Here is a 19,839-nt window from a genome sequence, read left to right as displayed (position 1 = left end):
GATTCCGTTAATGACCGCGCAACTCGCGACAGGCAAGTCGATCGGCGCGGACTCTGGAAGACAGGAGCCCGGGCGCGGTCGTATTGACATGTCCCGGTCAATATATTGGAACCGCGGCCTTTCGGGGCCGAAAAACAGGAACTCCCCGCCTGGGAAGGCCGGGATATGAAGGAGAATACGCGTGGCACGTATCGCTGGCGTTAACATCCCGACTGCAAAGCGCGTTGTCATCGCGCTTCAGTACATTCACGGGATCGGCCCGAAGTTTGCTCAGGAGATCATCGAGAAGGTCGGTATTCCGGCTGAACGTCGTGTGCATCAGCTCACCGACGCCGAAGTTCTCCAGATCCGCGAAACCATCGACCGCGACTACGCAGTCGAAGGCGACCTGCGTCGCGAGACCTCGATGAACATCAAGCGTCTGATGGATCTGGGCTGCTACCGCGGCCTGCGTCATCGTCGTTCGCTTCCGGTTCGCGGTCAGCGCACGCACACCAATGCCCGCACCCGCAAGGGTCCGGCCAAGGCAATCGCCGGTAAGAAGAAGTAATTCTTGATGAATTGCGACAGGCGGGTAGCGAGTGGGGTTGTCCCGTTCGCTATCCGCTTTCCGCTATTTGTCACGAAGGTGTAGCCGCTGGAACTACGGCGGCGTAGAGATCAACGAAAGGAAATACCATGGCCAAAGAAGCCGCACGCGTTCGCCGTCGCGAACGTAAAAACATCACGTCGGGCGTTGCACACGTCAACTCGACCTTCAACAACACGATGATCACCATCACCGACGCACAGGGCAACGCCATTGCCTGGTCGTCTGCTGGCGCCAAGGGCTTCAAGGGCTCGCGCAAGTCGACCCCGTTCGCCGCACAGATTGCTGCCGAAGACTGCGCCAAGAAGGCTCAGGAGCACGGCATGAAGTCGCTCGAAGTCGAAGTTTGCGGCCCCGGTTCCGGTCGCGAATCGGCTCTGCGCGCTCTGCAGGCTGCCGGCTTCATGATCACCTCGATCCGTGACGTGACCCCGATCCCGCACAACGGCTGCCGCCCGCGCAAGAAGCGCCGCGTCTGATCATCGGAATTCACCATGCTGGCAGCCTTGCTGTCGGTGCTTCAATGCTCGGCCGTCACGATTGGATGGTGACGGCGAACGGAAGGTAAAGAAACATGATTCAGAAAAACTGGCAGGAATTGATCAAGCCGAGCAAGGTCGAGTTCACCTCTTCGGGTGCGACCAAGGCGACGCTGGTCGCCGAGCCGCTTGAGCGCGGCTTCGGCCTGACGCTCGGCAACGCGCTGCGCCGCGTTCTTCTGTCCTCGCTGCGCGGCGCTGCCGTCACGGCGGTTCAGATCGACGGCGTTCTGCACGAATTCTCGTCCATCCCGGGCGTTCGCGAAGATGTCACCGACATCGTCCTGAACATCAAGGAAATCGCCATCAAGATGGAAGGCGACGATGCCAAGCGCATGGTCGTCCGCAAGCAGGGTCCGGGCACGGTCACCGCTGGCGACATCCAGACCGTCGGCGACATCGAGATCCTGAACCCCGATCACGTCATCTGCACGCTCGACGACGGCGCTGAAATCCGCATGGAATTCACCGTCAACAACGGCAAGGGCTATGTGCCTGCAGAGCGCAACCGCGCTGAAGATGCGCCGATCGGCCTCATCCCGGTCGACAGCCTGTACTCGCCGATCAAGAAAGTGTCCTACAAGGTGGAAAACACCCGTGAAGGCCAGGTTCTTGACTACGACAAGCTGACGATGACGATCGAGACCAACGGCTCCGTCACCGGCGAAGACGCCATCGCATTCGCAGCCCGCATTCTCCAGGACCAGCTCTCGGTTTTCGTCAACTTCGACGAACCGCAGAAGGAAGCCGAAGAGGACACGGTTACCGAACTCGCCTTCAACCCGGCCCTCCTCAAGAAGGTCGACGAGCTGGAGCTTTCGGTCCGTTCTGCGAACTGCCTCAAGAACGACAACATCGTCTACATCGGCGACCTCATTCAGAAGACGGAAGCCGAAATGCTCCGCACTCCGAACTTCGGTCGCAAGTCGCTGAACGAAATCAAGGAAGTTCTCGCTTCCATGGGCCTGCACCTCGGCATGGAAGTGCCCGCATGGCCGCCTGAGAACATCGAAGATCTCGCCAAGCGCTACGAAGACCAGTATTAACACAAACCAATCAGACTACGGGTCTTCCGGCCCGCAAGTGAAGGAGAATAGCAATGCGCCATCGTAATTCCGGCCGCAAGCTGAACAGAACCGCAAGCCACCGCAAGGCAATGTTCGCGAATATGGCTGCCTCGCTCATCACGCATGAGCAGATCGTCACCACCCTGCCGAAGGCGAAGGACCTGCGTCCGATCGTTGAAAAGCTGGTTACCCTCGGCAAGCGCGGCGACCTGCATGCTCGTCGTCAGGCCATTTCCCAGGTCAAGGACATCGACGCCGTACAGAAGCTGTTCGACGCGATTGCCACCCGCTACGCTTCGCGTAACGGCGGCTACCTTCGCATCATGAAGGCCGGCTACCGTCAGGGCGACAACGCTCCGCTCGCCGTCATCGAATTCGTTGACCGCGACGTTTCCGCCAAGGGCGCAGCCGACAAGGCTCGCGTTGAGGCAGAAGCTGCTGCTGAAGCCGAAGCTGCCTGATCGTCTGATCGAGCTTGAATGAATGAAGGCCGGGTGCTCACGCAGCACCCGGCCTTTTCTTTTTGCCTGTTTCCGGTTGTCGCCTACGGCAAGAGGTGCAGCCAGACCGGGATCGTGAGAATGGAGAGTGCTGTGGCCGCGATGACGGCGGCGGCGTTCACCCGCTTGGCGACCCCGTAATATTGCGCAAAGAGATAGGCATTGACGCCCGGCGCCATGGCTGCCGTGATGACGGAGGAGCGCAGGTCCGCCACGCTCGCCGAGAACACGGAATGTGCCAGAAGATAGGTGATGGCTGGATGCAGAAGCAGCGAGCAGCCGCAGATCATCACCACCGTTGCCTTGTCGCCATCCAGCCGATAGCGCCTCAGCACCGCTCCCAGACCGAAAAGCGCCGTGGGTATGGCGGTCGCCGCCAGCATGCCGGCGGCAGACTGGACGGAGGCGGGAAGCGTGAGCCCTGTCAGATTGACGGCAAAGCCCGCCGTGATCCCGAAAATCAGCGGCTGAACGGCAACGGAGCGGACGATCCGCGCCGCGATGTGGCGCCTGGACAGGCCGTGGCCATGTGACTTTGCGATTTCCATGCAAAGAATGCCGAGACCATAGAAGATCGGCGCGTGCAGGGAGATGATGGCGAAGTTGCCCGCCAACGCCTCCGTGCCATAGGCGCGCTCTGTAATTGGCACACCGAGGAGCAGCGTGTTGGAGAACAGGCAGGCAAAGCCGATTGCCACCGCATCCGGCAGTGCACGCTTGAAGATGAGGATCGCGCCTGCAAGCCCGACAAAGAAGCTGATCAGCGCGCCGAGATAGAAGCTCAGGAGCAGACCCGCATCATAGGCGCGGGAGAGATCGAGCGCGGAGATCGACTTGAAGAGCAGGATCGGTGCGCCGATGTTCTGCGCATAGCGCATCAACCCGTCGACAGCCTCTTCCGAGAGAATCTTCATCCAGGCGGCGGCATAGCCGAGGCCGAGAACGAGGAAGACCGGGAGGATGACGTCGATGGTGGAGTTCAAGGGCGGGCACTCGGTGGGAGGATGGCTTGGTCTCTACCGATCACGGGCCGGCGACACAAGGCAAGGCACATCCGGGGGAGGGGCGACACATAGCGAAATATAAATCGATTTAAAACATTGAACGGTGCGTTCATGGTTTTGACGAAAAGCATTTAGCAACTCTTGATATGGGTCAAGCAGGGGCAGGAAGGCAAGCTTACTATCGTGGGCATCTCATCAAGCAAACGAGGTCTGAGATGTCTGATGTCATGTTTGAAACCAAGCAGGAAGAGTTGATCATTCCCGCTCTTGGTCCTGTCTATGCCAGTGTGGCCCAGCCGATGGCATGGAGTGTTTTCCGTCTCGCGGTCGGCGGCATGCTGGCCATCGAGGGATGGCCCAAGATGATGGCGCCGTTCGCACAGGTCGGCTTTGTCGAATCCCTCGGCTTCCATCCCGGCTGGGTCTGGTCGCCCTTCCTCGCCGGCCTGCAGTTCTTCGGCGGCATCCTGATCGCCGTCGGCCTTTTCACGCGGCCGATCGCTCTGGCCAATGCGGTGATGCTCGCGATCACCCTGTGGTTCCACTATGCGCATCCCTATCCGTCGGTATTGTTGACGCCTGAAGGCATCGCGGCGCTCAAGGCCGGCAGTCCCTTCTTCAATCCGGCAGCCGCAGCGCGGTTCGCGGATGGTGGTGCTGCCTTCCTGGCTCAGGTGCAGGACAAGGCGATCCTCGCCTCGCTCTTCTGGACCGGCGGCGCATTCCTCTACGCGGCCTTCGGCGGCGGCTATCTGTCGCTGGACAGGCTCTTCTTCAAGAAGCAGTTCTGATCGACGGCTTATGGATCGAAGGGGCCTATTTCGGGCCCCTTTTGCGTTTGGACAGGCGCAAGGTACTCTATTCCGGGACGTGGATGGTCGCCTTGATATGCTTGAGATGCGCCACGATGGTGAAGGTCATGATGATGACGAGCGACCACGAGCTCCACTTGCCGACATGGACAACCGACCACGCGCCGATCTGGTTGGGGTAGCGCCAGACACCGAAGAAGGTCGCGAAGTTTTCCGCCAGCCAGATGAAAAAGCCGATCAGCACGAAGGAGAGCGACCCAGCCATCCAACGAGGAAATTCTACAGGTTCGTCACCGCTTCCGGTCCCTTGGCAAACACGGAACCCATACAGACATCGATCAGCCGTTCGCGTGGTTCAAATACGAGAATGTCCGGATGCGTCGTTCCGCTAAAGGCGCGAAGTCCGGGTGAGTTGATGACATGTTCACGCATGAGATTTATCTCGGGCTTTGATGGTTCGTTCGACCCGGTTGTTCATTCCTCCTTATAGCGGATCGGCTTCTTCTTCAGCACACCGTTCGGCGCGTCCTCCTCCAGAATGGCGAGGGTGCGTTGCAGGAAGCTGCGGATAAACCGGTCATGTCCGCCAAACTCCGCGCCGCTTGAATTCCAGAGCTGGCCGATTTGAGCGTCGGAGACAGAGGGGACTAGGATGGCTTTCAGATAGAATCTCAACTCAGATGTATGCGATGGGTTGCGTCGTTCCGATAGTTGAAGTCCAAACCTGATTACATCGTCCAGAGAGGCAAACATCTCAAAATCCTGGATCATAAACGACGTGAACGATCTGAAAGCCGGAGATGTGACTAGCTTCTTGGTCATGGGATCGTCGTTTCTTGGATAGGCTGTATTCACATAGAAGCCGTTTTGACGTCTGGGGTCGTGAACGATATGCACACCTACGCCGTACGTTTGACGGATACGGGGTTCCGAATATGGAGTATCGCGATATGCCTCAATTCCCGTTCTGAAACCGTATCGTTTGGTAATGAATTCGTCTTTAATGGTGCCAGAGGCTACCTGTTGAACAATTTCTGCGTTTGATGCAATGACGTCGTTAACATAATAAGTTGCATCCTTGTCGCTGTCAAAGCTTCCGTTCCGGTGGACCGCACCGCTTACGATAGCCCAACGACTTGCGGGCGGTCCCATCCGCTCAAGTAGTTCTTCCGCAGATTTTCCTGAGTGAAACCTGAGCGTATGCGCGCCATTATAACCTTCCTCCTTGAGGAGATCTACTCGAGGTGGAATAGGCGAATCGCTAACACGTATGATGTGGCCAATGCCACCGGTCGCTCCACCCCCATCCGTCCAGCGCCCGCCATCGGCGCTGCCCGCCGGAGCACGCGGCTGGCTAGGGTTGAAATTCGCCTTCAGGAGAAGACTGAACTGCCTTCCCGCATCAAGGACAAGTTCTGCGGCGAGCCGGTGCGCCGCTGCGTGGAGTTTTGCTGAAAGTGAAACCATCGCCTTATCCTTTCTGTTGCCAAAAGGATAAGGCCGGTCGGACAAGCGTGGAAAATCGGCGGCGGCCCTTTACGCCTTCGCCAGCCGCTTCGCCTTCATCCGCTCCTTGCGCCAGTTCATGATCGGCTTCTTGAAGAGGCGGAAGCCGAGGAGCAGGGCGGTGAGCACGATATAGATCATCTGTTCGATGATCAGCACCTTCGTCGCCATGACGAAATGGGTGACGCCGGCGATGATCACGAGATAGGAGAGCTTGTGCAGCTTGTTCCAGCGCGGCCCGAGCCTGCGGATCGAGAAGCGGTTCGAGGTCAGCGCCAGCGGGATCAGCATGATGAAGCCCAGCATGCCGATGGTGATATAGGGCCGCTTGACGATATCCGGGATGATGGCGGCAAAGTCGAGCGCGCGGTCGAGTGTCAGATAGACCGTGAAATGGAAGAGCACATACCAGAAGCCGAGGAGCCCCAGCGCCCGGCGATAGGCGATCAGGTTCGGCCCGCCGAGGACAAAGATCGGCGTGATGGCGAGTGTGGCGAGCAGGAAGCGGATCGCCCAGAAGCCGAGATTATGCTCGAAGGTCGCGACCGGATCGGCGCCCAGATTGCCGGTGGCGCCGAGATAGAAATACCAGACCGCCGGCACGAGGCCGAGGATGTAGAGCGCCCAGATTTTCACCGGAAGCCAGTTGAAGGGCTTGGTGCGGGCCGCTGCGGGCTGAGTGGAAGTCGCGGTCATGGTTACAAGTCCTCAGGTGCCGCCGGCCGGAGATGGCCGGGCGGCTGGAAGGCGTTGGCCTAGAAGTCTTTCTTGATCAGGTCCATGCCGGCATAGAGGCTTGCGACCTCTTCATAGCCGTTGAACATCAGCGTATCGCGCCGCTCGCCGCCGCCGCCGAAAAAGCCGGTCTTGCCGCCGATGCGCCGCTCTGTCGCCTGGCTCCAGCGCGGATGGTCGCGCTGCGGGTTGACGTTGGAATAGAAGCCGTATTCGTTCGCTGCGGCCTTGTTCCAGGTGCAGGGCGGCTCCTTGTCGGTGAGCGTGATGCGCACGATCGACTTGATGCTCTTGAAGCCATATTTCCACGGCACGATGAGCCGGATCGGCGCGCCCGACTGGTTCGGCAGCGCCTCGCCATACATGCCGACGGCAAGAAGGGTCAGCGGCTGCATGGCCTCGTCAAGTCTCAGTCCATCGACATAGGGCCAGGGCAGCGGCTGGAAATAGCCTTTCTGGCCGGGCATTTCTTCAGGCCGCACAACGGTTTCGAAAGCGACATACTTGGCCGAGGCCAGCGGCTCCACCTTCTTCAGCAGTTCGGAAAGCTGGAACCCATCCCACGGGATGACCATGGACCAGGCTTCGACACAGCGGAAGCGATAGATACGCTCCTCGATCGGCATCGTCGCCAGCAGATCCTCGAAGCCGAAGGTCTGCGGCTTGGCGACCATGCCATCCACCTTGATCGCCCAGGGCAGCGGCTTGAACTTGCCGGAATTCTTCGCGGGATCGGACTTGTCCGTGCCGAATTCGTAGAAGTTGTTGTACGTGGTGGCGGACTCCTTTGGCGTCACCGTCTCGCCCTTGGCGTCATCCACCTTGTTGCCGATGCGGATCGGCGTCGCGGCAAAGGCGGACCCGCCGGTCAGCGCGAGCCCGCCTGCGGCGGCGGCGCCTGCAATCAGCTGGCGTCGATTGAGATAGACGCTCTTCGGCGTAATTTCTGACGAGGGTATGCGGGGCGGACGATAGGTCATGGTTCTCTTCCATCGCTTCATTCGGCTTCTTGCAGGACTATACGCTGCAAACAGCCGGAAGGTTTCATGGCAAGAGCAAAACAGGTTCCGCCATCACATGGAAGAGGGCGCCCGGCCACGATTTCGTGAGCGCAGCGTGGCTTGAACTCAGCCGCCGGTGAAGGTCCGCGTGAGAATGTTGAGATAACCGGCAGGCATCGCAAGCCAGAGGATCAGCAACACGAACACCGCAAGGACGAGCTTGCCCGCCAGTGCCGGGTTCGGCCCGCCGCCGCCAGGTCGGCGCGGCTTCTGGCGCTCGGCCTCACGGGCAGCTTCAGCCTTCTTCTTCTGCCAGTCTTTCAGGCTCACGAGGTTTTCGTCGTCGTTCTTTCCGGCCATGTGCATCTCGCAGTCTGTCAGGCGCATTGGGCGACAGGATAAACCTCTCGCTTGTGAATGTCATGTGATTGGTCGCCTAGTCGCACCAGCCGCGCCGCCGGCCTTCCCAGGTGCGGGCCAGCCCCTCGCGAACAAGAACGTCGCCCAGCGACTTTCCATCGCGCATCACCACGCGGAGCTTGCGGCCATAGCGATCGGTGTCGCGGTCAATCGGCTTGAGGTCGAAGGGGCCGGCATTCAGCAGTTCCAGCAGCCGCTGCTTGGCCGCTTCGCCCAGCGCCTGCTCGTAGGGGCAGCGGGCAGGGTGAAGTTCGGGCGTGTCGATATCGGCGATCCGGATCTTGTCGCCCGAGAGCCTGAACGTATCGCCATCCACCACGCAATTCACCATTCCGGCGCCGCCGCAGAAGGTGAAGCGCGTGGCCCGCGCGATGGATGCGGTGGTTTCAGGAGAAGGGCTCAGGTCGGGCGTGTTGCGCGCAGACGCCCTTTCGGTGAGGTTCGACACCTCCTTTTCGGGCAAGATGATCCATATGGCCGCCAGCACGGCCGCTGAAACCATCGTCCTGAAAATATGCCGCAGCATCTGTCCGCCCCACGAATCTCGCAAAGCGAACCCTAACGGGCGAACCGTTTCGATTTGCTTAGCGGGGGGGGCGTACCGGGGCGTACCGGATCGGGCCTAACCGATAGTGACAGCCCAGGTCGCTTGCTGTAGGACGAACACATAAATTTGAGGTGCGTTTTGCCACATTCAGGGCATAGAACGCCAAGAAACAGCTAAGCCCCGAGGAAAAGCCCATGCCTGCTTATCGTTCGAGAACCACGACCCATGGCCGCAACATGGCCGGTGCGCGCGGCCTTTGGCGCGCCACGGGCATGAAGGACGGCGATTTCGGCAAGCCGATCATTGCCGTGGTCAACTCCTTCACGCAGTTCGTGCCGGGCCACGTCCACCTGAAGGATCTCGGCCAGCTCGTTGCCCGCGAAATCGAAGCCGCCGGCGGTATCGCCAAGGAGTTCAACACGATCGCCGTTGATGACGGCATCGCCATGGGCCATGACGGCATGCTCTATTCGCTGCCGAGCCGCGAACTCATCGCCGACAGCGTCGAATACATGGTCAACGCGCATTGCGCCGACGCCATGGTCTGCATCTCCAACTGCGACAAGATCACTCCCGGCATGCTGATGGCCTCTCTGCGCCTCAACATCCCGTCGATCTTCGTCTCCGGCGGCCCGATGGAAGCCGGCAAGGTGGTTCTGAAGGGCAAGAAGCAGGCGCTCGACCTCGTCGACGCGATGGTTGCCGCTGCCGACGAGAGCTACACCGACGAGGAAGTCAACGCTATCGAGCGTTCGGCCTGCCCGACCTGCGGTTCCTGCTCCGGCATGTTCACGGCCAACTCGATGAACTGTCTGACGGAAGCGCTTGGCCTGTCGCTGCCCGGCAACGGCTCGACGCTGGCAACGCATGCCGACCGTCGCCGTCTCTTCGTCGAGGCCGGCCACCAGATCGTCGACATCACCCGCCGCTACTACGAGCAGGACGACGTCAACGTCCTGCCGCGCAATGTCGCCAACAAGCAGGCGTTCGAGAACGCCATGGCGCTCGACATTGCCATGGGCGGCTCGACCAACACGGTTCTGCACATTCTCGCCGCTGCTCATGAAGCCGAAATCGACTTCACCATGGACGATATCGACCGCCTGTCGCGCAAGGTGCCGTGCCTGTCGAAGGTCGCGCCCGCCAAGAACGACGTCCATATGGAAGACGTTCACCGCGCCGGCGGCATCATGGCGATCCTCGGCGAACTCGACCGTGGCGGCCTGATCAACCGTGACAGCCCGACGGTTCACGCCGCAACGCTCGGCGATGCGCTGGACCGCTGGGACATCATGCGCACCAATTCCGAAACGGTTCGCAACTTCTTCCTCGCTGCCCCCGGTGGCGTGCCGACGCAGACCGCGTTCAGCCAGGACGAGCGTTGGGAAGAACTCGACATGGACCGCAAGTCCGGCGTCATCCGCTCGGTCGAACATCCCTTCTCGAAGGATGGCGGTCTGGCTGTTCTGAAGGGCAATATCGCGCTCGACGGCTGCATCGTGAAGACGGCCGGCGTTGACGAAAGCATCCTGAAATTCACCGGCCCGGCCGTCGTTTACGAAAGCCAGGACGCTGCCGTGAAGGGTATCCTGAGCAACGAAGTCAAGGCCGGCGACGTCGTCGTCATCCGCTACGAAGGCCCGAAGGGCGGCCCGGGCATGCAGGAAATGCTCTATCCGACGAGCTACCTGAAGTCGAAGGGCCTCGGCAAGGCCTGTGCACTGCTCACCGACGGCCGCTTCTCGGGTGGTACGTCCGGCCTCTCCATCGGCCACGTCTCGCCGGAAGCCGCCAATGGCGGCCTCATCGGCATCGTCAAGACCGGCGACACGATCGAGATCGACATCCCGAACCGCACGATCAACCTGATCGTCGGCAAGGAGGAACTCGACAAGCGCCGCTCTGAGCAGGACGCCAAGGGCTGGAAGCCGGAAACGCCGCGCAAGCGCAATGTCAGCCAGGCGCTGAAGGCCTATGCCGCCTTTGCGACCTCCGCCGACAAGGGCGCCGTCCGCGTTCTGCCGGACGAGTACAACTAAGACAAAGGCCGTCAGACGGTCGATTGACGATAGAAAATGGCGCCGAACTCATTGCTGAGTTCGGCGTATTTCGTTGGTGAATAGCCGGTGAAGTGCCGGAAGTTCCGGATGAAGTGCGGCTGGTCGTAAAAATGGTCGAGCGCGTCTTCATTGAGACGCGACACGTTGCCGTCGCGTGCGAATGCTCGATAAAGCTCTTCGAAGGCCAGAATGCCCTGAAGTCGTTTCGGAGCGATGCCGATACGCTGGTTGAAGATCGTCTGCAGATGCCGCCGCGAACAGCCAAGGCGGTCCGCTATCTCTTCGATATTGAGGCGAAAGTTGTTCTGCCACATCAAATGAACAGCGGCGTTCGCCAGCAGGTCCGCGCGGTCGCTCTCCCTGCGGAAGCTCTCGAGCAGGAAGTGATGGGTAAGGCGTACAGCCTCCCCGAGGCTCGCCGCGGACGACAGTCGTTCCCGCAGCCTGCGGCCAGCCTTGCCCAGCAGCGCGTCTGCCGGCGCGATCGACGAGAAGATATCGCTCATGTCTCCGCGAAGGAAGCGTGCAAGCCCGGACGGCTTGAACTCGATGCCGATGGTGGTCGTTGGGGCAACGCTGGAAGACAGTGTCGTCGGCTCATCCCAGACGCCGATAAAAACCACCTCGCTCTCCCGGGTGGCGCGGCCATACCGCTCATTGCCGGCGTCGAGGCCGTTTCGCCACGGCACGATCAGCTTAGGCCGGCCGTTCGGAACGACGATGCGCGCGTCAGTTGCCGGAATGCCGGCCGGCGCTTCGAAGACCCAGAAGTGATGAATGAAGGGGGCAATCGAGGGGTGCGGCACAATGGTCGTCAGCTTCATCGCTTCTCCCGCATGCGGAACGAAAGGACTTCCCAAAAATACAATTCAAGCGGCCGGAACCGCGCTAGAAGAGCGCCACGGGACAGGCAATATTTCTGAGCCCGACCGCAAACGCTTTCAGGATATCACACCATGTTTATCGCCCGTATTCTCTTTTCGGCAATCCTTATGATCGGGGCCTTGCTTCACGGCTACGGCTCGTTCCTCGCATTTCCTGATCGTGGTCCGGCACTTGTCTGGTCGCTGGGGTCCAGCGCCTTCGCCATCTTTCTGGCCGCCATTTGCGTGCTCTGCGCCTACCGCACGACCGACAGGGCGCTCGCGGCCGTCTGCCTTGCCGGCTGCCTCGCCTGGGTTGCCGTCGTGATCGCCTTTGGACTGTCGATAGGCAATGTCGTTGATCCGCGCGTTCTCTATCACGCGGTTACGGGACTGGTTCTGGCTGGCCTGGCGCTCTCGAGCATCGTTGCCTCTGGCCGGGTGGCCAAATAGCGGGCCCTATTTCGAAGGTGCTGGCCGTTCGAACCTGTTGTAATCGTCCTCAAACACCTTCAGCCGGTCTTCATAGGCCTTGCGGATACAGGCCACATCCGCCTGACAGGCCTGCCGCACCTTCAGCCAGGCGGTCTGCTGGTCCTGCAACTCGCCGCGGACGCCCATGGCATACATGCCGGAGAGCCATTTGAATTCGGTCGCCATGCGCACGTCGAGATCGTTGAGTTCGCGATTGGCGCAAATGGCTGTCTCGTCGGGGGCTAGCGCCTTGGCGTCGCAGTCAAAGCTGGCCGCACGGGCGGCATGACCTGCCAGTCCCGTCAAAGTGACAAATCCAAGGGCGAGGGCGGTTCGGACGATCGTCTTCATGGAAACTCCTTCTCGGGCGGTCGATCTGGCCTTTGCCGCACAGGCCGCGCATGCCTTCGGTCCAGACCGGCTTTTCTAGAATGCTTCGGCGGGCATGACTGTTCCCTGGGGCACAAACACAAAAGGCGCCCTTGCGGGGCGCCTCACATGTTTCAAGGATTTGGCAGCTTCACTTGCGATAGAGCAGCCAGCTCTTGGTTGCGTCCTTCTTCATGCCGTCTTCGAAGAGCAGCGCCCGGTTGCGGCCGGAATTCTTGGCGCAATAGAGGGCAATGTCGGACTTCGAATAGATCTCGTTCGGATCCTCGCTGTCGCAGGCCATGGATACGCCGAGCGAAAGGGTGACCGGGCCGTAGTCGATGCCGGTCTTGGAGTTCTTGAACGGGGTCGCTTCCAGCGCCTTGCGGATACGTTCCGCGATCTGCAGGGCTTCGCCTTCGGTGTTGCCCTCGATGATGATGGCGAATTCCTCGCCGCCGGTGCGGGCCACGAACACATCCTTGCGGACATTGGCCTTGATGACATTGCCGACGGTGGCAAGGATCTTGTCGCCGACCGGGTGGCCGAAACTGTCGTTGATCTTCTTGAAGTGGTCGATGTCGCAGAGCACGAGTGCCGTCAGCGACATATGCCTCTTCTCGCTGTAGATCAGTGCAAGCTTGTCGTCGAAGGCACGGCGGTTTGCGAGCCGCGTCAGCGAGTCCGTATTGGCGATGCGCTTGTACTCGTCGAGTTCCTTGCGCACGAGGTCCATTTCGGCGGACTTCTCGACGACGTTCTGCACCATGACGGCGCCCTGTGCCATCGTGTCGCCGGTCGCGTCGGACAGGATGCTGATCGCGTTGCGCAGCAAATCCGCGCTCGACGCATTCTTGGTGTTGATGCGCGTGAAGGTCTCGCCCAGCAGCTTGTTATAGCTTTCCAGCGACGTCTGCTCCTGTTTCAGGAGGCGCAGCAGGCCTTCAAGCTCGGAAAGAACCTTGGTATGCGCGCCCTCGACAAGATTGGCACGATGCTGGTCGCCGAAATACTGCTCACCGATCGCATCCAGCTCGCGCTGCGTTGCCTTGTTGCCAAGGGCGGCCAGCTCACGGGTCAGCTTGGGGTTGGAGCCGATATAGGCTTCGTAGAAAAGCTCATAATTTCGCGGGATCGGCGGAACGCCCATGCTGCGCATGGCATAGGTGACTTGTGCAGCTATGTCCGGTACCTGGACCCTTGGTTGCACAGGCGTCGACGACATAAAATACCCCCAAATACTCAAAATGCATATTGAAAGTTCTAGGGGTAATTTCTTTGAAAAGCATTAATTATAGATCGGACTGCCTCAATTTATTGAAGAGTCACTAAAATAAAAAAAAGCCGCGGACTTCAGCGACGACTGCGTCGGTTGCCCGCGGCTACTCTGATGTACCAAACTGGATCAACCGAGGTTGAGTTCCTTAAAGAAGTCATTCCCCTTGTCATCGATGACGATGAAGGCCGGGAAGTTCTCGACTTCGATCTTCCAGACCGCTTCCATGCCGAGTTCCGGGAATTCCAGAACCTCGACCTTCCTGATGCAATCCTGTGCCAGCCGCGCAGCCGGACCGCCGATCGAGCCGAGATAGAAGCCGCCATGGCGCGCACAGGCGTCGCGCACCGCCTTGGAGCGGTTGCCCTTGGCGAGCATCACCATCGAGCCGCCGAAGGACTGGAACTGGTCGACATAGCTGTCCATGCGGCCGGCCGTTGTCGGGCCGAAGGAGCCCGAGGGCATGCCTTCCGGCGTCTTGGCCGGACCGGCGTAGTAAACCGGATGGTCCTTCATGTATTGCGGCATCTCGCCGCCGGCTTCGAGGATCGAGCGGATCTTGGCATGCGCCAGGTCGCGCGCCACGATGATCGTGCCGGTGAGCGAAAGCTGCGTCTTGACCGGATGCCTGGTGAGTTCGGCGAGAACGTCCTTCATCGGCCGGTTGAGGTCGATCTTGATGACGTGTTCGGAAAGCTTCGCCTCGTCGATTTCCGGCATGTACTTCGACGGTTCCGTCTCCAGCTGCTCGATGAAGATGCCGTCCTTGTTGATCTTGCCCTTGGCCTGACGGTCTGCCGAGCAGGAAACGCCAAGCCCGATCGGCAGCGATGCGCCGTGGCGGGGCAGGCGGATGACGCGCACGTCATGACAGAAATACTTGCCGCCGAACTGCGCGCCGACGCCGAGCGACTGCGTCAGCTTGTGGATCTCCGCTTCCATTTCGAGGTCGCGGAAGGCATGGCCCGTTTCCGAGCCCTCGGTCGGCAGCTCGTCGAGATAGCGCGCCGAGGCGAGCTTGACGGTCTTCAGGTTCATTTCGGCCGATGTGCCGCCGATGACGATCGCCAGATGGTAGGGCGGACAGGCCGAGGTGCCGAGCGTCAGGATCTTTTCCTTCAGGAACTCGACCATGCGGTCATGCGTGAGCAGGGAAGGGGTTGCCTGATAGAGATAGGTCTTGTTCGCCGAACCGCCGCCCTTGGCCATGAACAGGAACTTGTATTCGTCCGTGCCTTCCTCGTAGATGTCGATCTGCGCCGGCAGGTTGTTGCGCGTGTTCTTTTCCTCGAACATCTTCAGAGGCGCGAGCTGCGAATAGCGCAGGTTCTTCTTCTGGTAGGCATCGAGAATGCCCTTCGCCATGGCCTCGTAATCACCGCCTTCGGTCCACACGCGGCGGCCCTTCTTGGCCATCACGATCGCGGTGCCGGTGTCCTGGCACATCGGCAGGATGCCGCCGGCAGCGATATTGGCGTTCTTCAGCAGGTCATAGGCCACGAAACGGTCATTCTCGGTGGCTTCCGGATCTTCGAGAATGGTCGCGAGCTGCTTCAGATGGCTCGGCCGCAGAAGATGGTTGATGTCGGCCAGCGCCGTTTCCGCCAGAAGCCGGATACCTTCCGGCTCGACGGTCAGGATATCCTGACCGCGAAACGTTTCGACCGAAACGTAATCGCTCGAAATTTTCCGATAGGGCGTTGTGTCAGGACCGAGGGGAAAAAGATCGTCTGCCATCTGGACAGTCTCCGCTGGGAAAAAGAGGTCGGAGACTGTCTAATCATCTGATTTTTAAAATGCAATTGCCGGATGGAAGGGTTGGCGGCATTCAAACGGTTTAGTCCGTCAAAGCTTAATCCGCATCTTCCAATTGCGCCTGAAGCAGCGGCGCCAGGTAGGCTTCGATCGGAGCAAGGTCGAGGTGGCCAATATGCCATTGCCGGTCGCATTCGCGTAGCGCCTCATAATAGGGGCCTCGGTTTTCGCGAATCCGCTCGGGCACGATCTTGCGTCCTGGCAATAGTGAGCCGATCCGAACGCAGAGCAGGTAATAGCAGACGGCCCGCGCGGTGCGCCCATTACCTTCGACGAAGGGATGGATCCAATTAAGCCGCCACAGCCCATAACCTGCGAGTTGCGTAGGCGTGAGATTATCCCAGTTTTCATGGATGAAGGAAATGAAGCGATCCATGAGATCTGGCACATCGCCAAATGGCGGCGGCTTATGGCTGCCAACGTAGATCGGTTCTTGGCGGAACCGCCCGCCGAACTGCGAGATTGCCGCAACCGCAGTATGGTTCAGCGCCCACAACATATATTTGTCGATCGCCTGCGGCCCTTGCTGGATACCTATTTCGATAAAGTTGGTGAGAAGGTCGTATTGCCGGAGGAGGTTTTTCTCCAGCATTGCTTCGTAGAGATCCGGATATTGGCTTTCAGTCACAAGCATCGCCACCCTCCCAGTCGCCAGTGACCCCCGCTGCTAATCTGTGCGAAGTCTGACGGTCTTGGCCGATTGCCGAGCGGATTCCTTGGTGATTGACGAGCCTGCGGGAGCATTTCCGTAGGCAAAGCTTGCGCGTTGCTCAGCAAGCATCTCCTCGGTGAGCTTTATCTGCCGCGACTTTGCAATCAATGCATCGAGCTCGGGCCGGGCGGGAGCCGGAGCCAAAGCGGGTTTTCTCGCCACCATATCGTTCTCCTGCGGATGCCGTGCTCGTCAAAGCGGCACAGAAAATCCCCAATTCATCTCGCCAGCGATCCTAGCGCAGCCGACGAGTCGCGGCTATCGAAATTCCCGAATTTGGGAGGTGAGCCCGCTATCCGGCCTCACCCGATCATCAGCTCCGGCCGCACGATCGCGTCATACTCTTCTCCGCTCACCAGCCCGCTCTTCAGCGCCTCTTCGCGCAGCGTCGTGCCGTTCTTGTGTGCGGTCTTGGCGATCTTGGCGGCGTTGTCGTAGCCGATCTTGGGGGCAAGTGCCGTCACCAGCATCAGTGAACGTTCCAGCGCAGCCTTGATATTGTCCTCGCGCGCCTCGATGCCCCGCACGCAGTGCTCAGTGAAGGAACGGGCGGCGTCGCCGAGCAGTTGCACCGACTGCAGGAAATTGTAGGCCATGACGGGATTGTAGACATTCAGCTCGAAATGGCCCTGGCTTCCTGCGAAGGTCAGCGTCGCGTGATTGCCGAAGATCTGCGCGCAGACCTGCGTCAGTGCTTCCGACTGTGTCGGGTTGACCTTGCCGGGCATGATGGATGAGCCGGGCTCGTTTTCCGGCAGCGCCAGTTCGCCGAGGCCGGAGCGCGGGCCCGAGCCCAGGAAGCGGATATCGTTGGCAATCTTGAAGAGGGCCACGGCGGCCGCATTGATCGCGCCATGCACGAAAACCATGGCGTCATGGGCGGCCATGACCTCGAACTTGTTGGGCGCTGTGATGAAGGGCAGGGCGGTCAGTTCGGCAATGTTGAAGGCAACCTGTTCGGCAAACCCTTGCGGTGCGTTGAGCCCCGTGCCGACGGCCGTGCCGCCCTGCGCCAGGTCGTAAAGGCCGGGAAGGCTTGCCCTGATGTTGCGGATCGCCGTGCCGACCTGTGCCGCATAGCCGGAGAATTCCTGGCCGAGCGTCAGCGGCGTGGCGTCCTGCGTATGCGTGCGGCCGATCTTGATGATATGGCCGAATTCCTTGCACTTGGCGTCGAGGGCCACATGCAGTTCTTCCAGCGCCGGAATGAGGTGCCCGGTCACTTCGGTCGCCGCCGCCACATGCATCGCGGTCGGGAAAGTATCGTTGGACGACTGGCTCATGTTGACGTGATCGTTCGGATGGATCGGGTTCTTCGAACCCATCTGGCCGCCCAGCATCTCGATGGCGCGGTTGGAGATCACCTCGTTGACATTCATGTTCGTCTGCGTGCCGGAGCCCGTCTGCCAGACAGAGAGCGGGAAATGCGCATCCAGCTTGCCGGAAGACACTTCGCGCGCCGCCTTGATGATGACATCGCCGATCTCGGGCGAGAGCTTGCCAAGTTTCATGTTGGCCTTGGCGGAGGCTTCCTTGATGAGCCCCAGCGCCCGGATGATCGCGGCTGGCTGCTTTTCCCAGCCGATCTTGAAGTTGCCGAGCGATCGTTCCGCCTGCGCCCCCCAATATCGGTCGCTGGCGACTTCGATCGGGCCGAATGTATCGGTTTCGGTGCGGGTGGCGGACATGGCGGATCTCCGGAAAGGCTGCAGCGAGGGATGTGAAGCCAATATAGGTGCGGCGAGACAGAGTGAAATAACCCCAAGGGAAAAATCCTAAGGGCCTTGTATATTTCTATAATTCATGATTTCTGGAAATATGGAAAAGAAAAACGCACTCGCCGCGCTCTCCGCTCTCGGGCACGATCAGCGGCTCGAAATTTTCAGGCATCTCGTGAAGCTCGGGCCGAAGGGCGCCGTTGCGGGCGACATTGCCGCCGCGCTGTCGTCCTTGCCGAACACGCTTTCCGCCAATCTCTCGGTGCTGTCGCAGGCGGGGCTGGTGGAGAGCGAGCGGGAAGGGCGACATATCCGTTACCGTGCTGACATGAACACGATGCAGTCTCTCCTCGGATTTCTGATGGAAGACTGCTGCGGTGGCGACGCATCGCTCTGCGTTCCCGCCTTTGATGCGCTCAAGCGCTGCTGCTGAGAGGCTTTTATGCTCAATATTCTCATTCTCTGTACCGCCAACTCCGCCCGTTCGATCCTTGGCGAGGCGCTGATCAACCGCCTCGGGGAGGGCCGCTTCAAGGCCTATTCCGCCGGCTCTCATCCGCGTGGCGAGCCGAACCCGGATGGGCTGGCGATGCTGAAGGACAAGGGATACGACATCTCCGCCTTTGCCTCGAAGAGCTGGGACGTCTTTGCCGAGCCCGGCGCGCCGAAGATGGATATCGTCATCACCGTCTGCGACAGTGCGGCGGGTGAGGCTTGCCCGCTCTGGCCGGGTACGCCGGTGAAGGCGCATTGGGGCATTCCCGACCCGGCGCATCAGGGCGAGACCGCAGACGCCCGCCGTGCGGCATTCGAAGAGGCCTATCGACTGCTGGAACTGCGGGTCAGGGCACTGACGAGCCTCCCGGTGGAATCGATGACCACGCAGGACCTGCGCAGCGCGCTTGCCGACATCGGCAGGCTGGACGGCGCAACGCAGATGGCGCGGGAGGCCTGAATGCAGGCGTTCTCGCTCGACCGTCGCCTTGCCGCCGAATTCATCGGCACGGCAATCCTCCTGGCAACCGTCGTTGGCTCGGGCGTCATGGCCGAGACCCTTTCGGGCGGCAACGTGGCCATCGCGCTTCTGGGCAACACCATTCCCACCGGCGCGATCCTCTATGTGCTGATCACCATGCTTGGCCCGGTCTCCGGCGCCCACTTCAATCCGGCGGTTACACTGGCCTTTTCACTCCATGGTGACATCGCCCCCAGGCATGCCGCGCTCTATGTCGCCGCCCAGCTGGCCGGCGGTGTAGTCGGCGTCTGGCTGGCACATCTGATGTTCGATCTCACGCTCCTGCAGATATCGACAAAGGCCCGCTTCGGTGCCGGCCAATGGGTTTCAGAAATAGTGGCCACGGCCGGGCTGGTTCTGACGATCTTCGCCACGTTGCGGTCGCGGCCCGAGGCAATTGCGCAGGCAGTCGCGCTGTTCATTGTCGCCGCCTACTGGTTCACGGCATCGACGTCCTTCGCCAATCCGGCCGTGACCATCGCCCGCGCGCTCAGTGACACGTTTTCGGGCATTCGCCCGCAGGATGTACCCGCCTTCATCGCCGCGCAGATCGCAGGCTGCATTCTTGCACTTGCCCTGCTGCGCTGGCTGTTCGCCGCGCGCCGTCCCGCCTGAAACGATCCCGTGCCCTATCTGCCACAGCGCTGAAAAAAACGATTCGGCCTCTTTGGTCGCGCGTGCGCCTTCATTTCTTAAGCAAAAATTAAGCCTATAATTTTAACAAGTGTTTAGGCACTTCAGGCCGCCGCAAAACGGAAGTAATCCCGTCGTTCAATGGGCAAGGGAATATCCGGGCGCCTATGGCCGTTATCTCTTC

Annotated in this window: 24 protein-coding genes and 1 pseudogene; 10 read left to right on the top strand and 15 right to left on the bottom strand. The window is 60.2% G+C overall.

All coding sequences use genetic code 11. From position 1 onward, the window contains the following. Window positions 1-181: 181 nt before the first annotated feature. From rpsM to rplQ, 4 genes are all read left to right on the top strand, one after another. Window positions 182-550, top strand: a complete 369-nt coding sequence (rpsM, locus tag LQK84_RS01940; protein WP_230826906.1) for a 30S ribosomal protein S13 — start codon at window positions 182-184, stop codon at window positions 548-550. 128 nt (window positions 551-678) lie between these two features. After that, window positions 679-1,068, top strand: a complete 390-nt coding sequence (gene rpsK, locus LQK84_RS01935) for a 30S ribosomal protein S11 (RefSeq protein ID WP_003495225.1) — start codon at window positions 679-681, stop codon at window positions 1,066-1,068. A 95-nt stretch (window positions 1,069-1,163) separates the two neighbouring features. Continuing rightward, on the top strand, window positions 1,164-2,174 hold the full coding sequence (locus LQK84_RS01930; protein WP_109857947.1) for a DNA-directed RNA polymerase subunit alpha: 1,011 nt from the start codon (window positions 1,164-1,166) through the stop codon (window positions 2,172-2,174). A gap of 53 nt (window positions 2,175-2,227) precedes the next feature. Further along, complete coding sequence (rplQ, locus tag LQK84_RS01925; RefSeq protein ID WP_109857946.1) at window positions 2,228-2,656, top strand: 50S ribosomal protein L17; 429 nt, start codon at window positions 2,228-2,230, stop codon at window positions 2,654-2,656. 83 nt (window positions 2,657-2,739) lie between these two features. Here rplQ and LQK84_RS01920 read toward each other — a convergent pair whose 3' ends face one another. Then, window positions 2,740-3,678, bottom strand: a complete 939-nt coding sequence (locus LQK84_RS01920) for an AEC family transporter (RefSeq protein ID WP_230826905.1) — start codon at window positions 3,676-3,678, stop codon at window positions 2,740-2,742. A gap of 236 nt (window positions 3,679-3,914) precedes the next feature. Between LQK84_RS01920 and LQK84_RS01915 the strand changes: the two genes are divergently transcribed. After that, the gene (locus LQK84_RS01915; protein WP_230826904.1) at window positions 3,915-4,490 is read left to right on the top strand and encodes a DoxX family protein; all 576 of its coding nucleotides are present in this window, start codon (window positions 3,915-3,917) and stop codon (window positions 4,488-4,490) included. A gap of 67 nt (window positions 4,491-4,557) precedes the next feature. Here LQK84_RS01915 and LQK84_RS01910 read toward each other — a convergent pair. The 7 genes and pseudogenes from LQK84_RS01910 to LQK84_RS01880 all read right to left on the bottom strand — a co-directional run. Further along, window positions 4,558-4,776, bottom strand: a pseudogene (locus LQK84_RS01910) (DUF817 family protein); the annotation flags it as partial. A gap of 14 nt (window positions 4,777-4,790) precedes the next feature. Then, on the bottom strand, window positions 4,791-4,943 hold the full coding sequence (locus tag LQK84_RS01905) for a hypothetical protein (RefSeq protein ID WP_230826903.1): 153 nt from the start codon (window positions 4,941-4,943) through the stop codon (window positions 4,791-4,793). Between the two features lie 42 nt (window positions 4,944-4,985). After that, window positions 4,986-5,978 (bottom strand): RNase A-like domain-containing protein, encoded by a 993-nt coding sequence (locus LQK84_RS01900; protein ID WP_230826902.1) that lies wholly within the window; start codon window positions 5,976-5,978, stop codon window positions 4,986-4,988. A gap of 69 nt (window positions 5,979-6,047) precedes the next feature. Next, the gene (msrQ, locus tag LQK84_RS01895) at window positions 6,048-6,713 is read right to left on the bottom strand and encodes a protein-methionine-sulfoxide reductase heme-binding subunit MsrQ (RefSeq protein WP_230826901.1); all 666 of its coding nucleotides are present in this window, start codon (window positions 6,711-6,713) and stop codon (window positions 6,048-6,050) included. A 59-nt stretch (window positions 6,714-6,772) separates the two neighbouring features. Further along, window positions 6,773-7,732 carry a protein-methionine-sulfoxide reductase catalytic subunit MsrP gene (gene msrP / locus LQK84_RS01890; protein WP_230826900.1) on the bottom strand — a complete coding sequence of 320 codons (960 nt, stop codon included), beginning with the start codon at window positions 7,730-7,732 and terminating at the stop codon, window positions 6,773-6,775. Between the two features lie 147 nt (window positions 7,733-7,879). After that, window positions 7,880-8,113 (bottom strand): hypothetical protein, encoded by a 234-nt coding sequence (locus tag LQK84_RS01885; protein WP_230826899.1) that lies wholly within the window; start codon window positions 8,111-8,113, stop codon window positions 7,880-7,882. 76 nt (window positions 8,114-8,189) lie between these two features. Then, window positions 8,190-8,696: a thermonuclease family protein gene (locus LQK84_RS01880; protein ID WP_442966874.1), complete on the bottom strand. Its 507-nt coding sequence runs from the start codon at window positions 8,694-8,696 to the stop codon at window positions 8,190-8,192. A 218-nt stretch (window positions 8,697-8,914) separates the two neighbouring features. On the opposite strand from LQK84_RS01880, the gene ilvD reads away from it, so the two are divergent. Then, window positions 8,915-10,759 (top strand): dihydroxy-acid dehydratase, encoded by a 1,845-nt coding sequence (gene ilvD, locus LQK84_RS01875; RefSeq protein ID WP_230826897.1) that lies wholly within the window; start codon window positions 8,915-8,917, stop codon window positions 10,757-10,759. Between the two features lie 11 nt (window positions 10,760-10,770). Here ilvD and LQK84_RS01870 read toward each other — a convergent pair whose 3' ends face one another. Beyond that, on the bottom strand, window positions 10,771-11,604 hold the full coding sequence (locus LQK84_RS01870; RefSeq protein WP_230826896.1) for a helix-turn-helix domain-containing protein: 834 nt from the start codon (window positions 11,602-11,604) through the stop codon (window positions 10,771-10,773). Window positions 11,605-11,736: 132 nt separating this feature from the next. On the opposite strand from LQK84_RS01870, the gene LQK84_RS01865 reads away from it, so the two are divergent. Further along, window positions 11,737-12,096: a hypothetical protein gene (locus LQK84_RS01865; protein ID WP_230826895.1), complete on the top strand. Its 360-nt coding sequence runs from the start codon at window positions 11,737-11,739 to the stop codon at window positions 12,094-12,096. Window positions 12,097-12,102: 6 nt separating this feature from the next. Here the strand turns inward: LQK84_RS01865 and LQK84_RS01860 are convergent, their stop codons facing one another. The 6 genes from LQK84_RS01860 to fumC form a co-directional block, all read right to left on the bottom strand. Further along, on the bottom strand, window positions 12,103-12,468 hold the full coding sequence (locus LQK84_RS01860) for a lysozyme inhibitor LprI family protein (protein WP_230826894.1): 366 nt from the start codon (window positions 12,466-12,468) through the stop codon (window positions 12,103-12,105). Between the two features lie 169 nt (window positions 12,469-12,637). Continuing rightward, entirely contained in the window at window positions 12,638-13,711 is a 1,074-nt protein-coding gene (locus LQK84_RS01855; protein WP_230826893.1) for a GGDEF domain-containing protein, read from the bottom strand. A 180-nt stretch (window positions 13,712-13,891) separates the two neighbouring features. After that, window positions 13,892-15,499, bottom strand: coding sequence for a fumarate hydratase (locus tag LQK84_RS01850; RefSeq protein ID WP_230826892.1), 1,608 nt, complete (start codon window positions 15,497-15,499; stop codon window positions 13,892-13,894). Window positions 15,500-15,614: 115 nt separating this feature from the next. Further along, window positions 15,615-16,211, bottom strand: a complete 597-nt coding sequence (locus LQK84_RS01845) for a Fic family protein (protein ID WP_230826891.1) — start codon at window positions 16,209-16,211, stop codon at window positions 15,615-15,617. A 33-nt stretch (window positions 16,212-16,244) separates the two neighbouring features. After that, window positions 16,245-16,454 carry a hypothetical protein gene (locus tag LQK84_RS01840; protein WP_230826890.1) on the bottom strand — a complete coding sequence of 70 codons (210 nt, stop codon included), beginning with the start codon at window positions 16,452-16,454 and terminating at the stop codon, window positions 16,245-16,247. Window positions 16,455-16,591: 137 nt separating this feature from the next. Continuing rightward, window positions 16,592-17,977, bottom strand: coding sequence for a class II fumarate hydratase (gene fumC / locus LQK84_RS01835; protein ID WP_230826889.1), 1,386 nt, complete (start codon window positions 17,975-17,977; stop codon window positions 16,592-16,594). A 130-nt stretch (window positions 17,978-18,107) separates the two neighbouring features. Here fumC and LQK84_RS01830 point away from each other — a divergent pair, with 130 nt between their 5' ends. From LQK84_RS01830 to LQK84_RS01820, 3 genes are read left to right on the top strand one after another with little or no spacing between them, the layout of a single operon-like run. Next, window positions 18,108-18,440, top strand: a complete 333-nt coding sequence (locus LQK84_RS01830) for an ArsR/SmtB family transcription factor (protein WP_230826888.1) — start codon at window positions 18,108-18,110, stop codon at window positions 18,438-18,440. Between the two features lie 9 nt (window positions 18,441-18,449). Next, the gene (locus LQK84_RS01825; protein WP_230826887.1) at window positions 18,450-18,962 is read left to right on the top strand and encodes an arsenate reductase ArsC; all 513 of its coding nucleotides are present in this window, start codon (window positions 18,450-18,452) and stop codon (window positions 18,960-18,962) included. Then, window positions 18,963-19,637: an aquaporin gene (locus LQK84_RS01820; RefSeq protein ID WP_230826886.1), complete on the top strand. Its 675-nt coding sequence runs from the start codon at window positions 18,963-18,965 to the stop codon at window positions 19,635-19,637. It abuts the gene before it with no gap. Window positions 19,638-19,839: the final 202 nt, after the last annotated feature.

The organism is Rhizobium sp. C4 (assembly GCF_021026315.1).
Lineage (GTDB): Bacteria > Pseudomonadota > Alphaproteobacteria > Rhizobiales > Rhizobiaceae > Ensifer_A.
This window is presented reverse-complemented; position numbering and strand designations above follow the sequence as displayed.

Coding starts and splice junctions, on each gene's coding strand:
- rpsK (WP_003495225.1), top strand. CDS start 679: ATGGCCAAAGAAGCCGCACGCGTTCGCCGTCGCGAACGTAAAAACATC.
- LQK84_RS01930 (WP_109857947.1), top strand. CDS start 1,164: ATGATTCAGAAAAACTGGCAGGAATTGATCAAGCCGAGCAAGGTCGAG.
- rplQ (WP_109857946.1), top strand. CDS start 2,228: ATGCGCCATCGTAATTCCGGCCGCAAGCTGAACAGAACCGCAAGCCAC.
- LQK84_RS01915 (WP_230826904.1), top strand. CDS start 3,915: ATGTCTGATGTCATGTTTGAAACCAAGCAGGAAGAGTTGATCATTCCC.
- LQK84_RS01905 (WP_230826903.1), bottom strand. CDS start 4,943: ATGCGTGAACATGTCATCAACTCACCCGGACTTCGCGCCTTTAGCGGA.
- LQK84_RS01900 (WP_230826902.1), bottom strand. CDS start 5,978: ATGGTTTCACTTTCAGCAAAACTCCACGCAGCGGCGCACCGGCTCGCC.
- msrQ (WP_230826901.1), bottom strand. CDS start 6,713: ATGACCGCGACTTCCACTCAGCCCGCAGCGGCCCGCACCAAGCCCTTC.
- msrP (WP_230826900.1), bottom strand. CDS start 7,732: ATGACCTATCGTCCGCCCCGCATACCCTCGTCAGAAATTACGCCGAAG.
- LQK84_RS01885 (WP_230826899.1), bottom strand. CDS start 8,113: ATGGCCGGAAAGAACGACGACGAAAACCTCGTGAGCCTGAAAGACTGG.
- ilvD (WP_230826897.1), top strand. CDS start 8,915: ATGCCTGCTTATCGTTCGAGAACCACGACCCATGGCCGCAACATGGCC.
- LQK84_RS01870 (WP_230826896.1), bottom strand. CDS start 11,604: ATGAAGCTGACGACCATTGTGCCGCACCCCTCGATTGCCCCCTTCATT.
- LQK84_RS01865 (WP_230826895.1), top strand. CDS start 11,737: ATGTTTATCGCCCGTATTCTCTTTTCGGCAATCCTTATGATCGGGGCC.
- LQK84_RS01860 (WP_230826894.1), bottom strand. CDS start 12,468: ATGAAGACGATCGTCCGAACCGCCCTCGCCCTTGGATTTGTCACTTTG.
- LQK84_RS01855 (WP_230826893.1), bottom strand. CDS start 13,711: ATGTCGTCGACGCCTGTGCAACCAAGGGTCCAGGTACCGGACATAGCT.
- LQK84_RS01850 (WP_230826892.1), bottom strand. CDS start 15,499: ATGGCAGACGATCTTTTTCCCCTCGGTCCTGACACAACGCCCTATCGG.
- LQK84_RS01845 (WP_230826891.1), bottom strand. CDS start 16,211: ATGCTTGTGACTGAAAGCCAATATCCGGATCTCTACGAAGCAATGCTG.
- LQK84_RS01840 (WP_230826890.1), bottom strand. CDS start 16,454: ATGGTGGCGAGAAAACCCGCTTTGGCTCCGGCTCCCGCCCGGCCCGAG.
- fumC (WP_230826889.1), bottom strand. CDS start 17,977: ATGTCCGCCACCCGCACCGAAACCGATACATTCGGCCCGATCGAAGTC.
- LQK84_RS01830 (WP_230826888.1), top strand. CDS start 18,108: ATGGAAAAGAAAAACGCACTCGCCGCGCTCTCCGCTCTCGGGCACGAT.
- LQK84_RS01825 (WP_230826887.1), top strand. CDS start 18,450: ATGCTCAATATTCTCATTCTCTGTACCGCCAACTCCGCCCGTTCGATC.
- LQK84_RS01820 (WP_230826886.1), top strand. CDS start 18,963: ATGCAGGCGTTCTCGCTCGACCGTCGCCTTGCCGCCGAATTCATCGGC.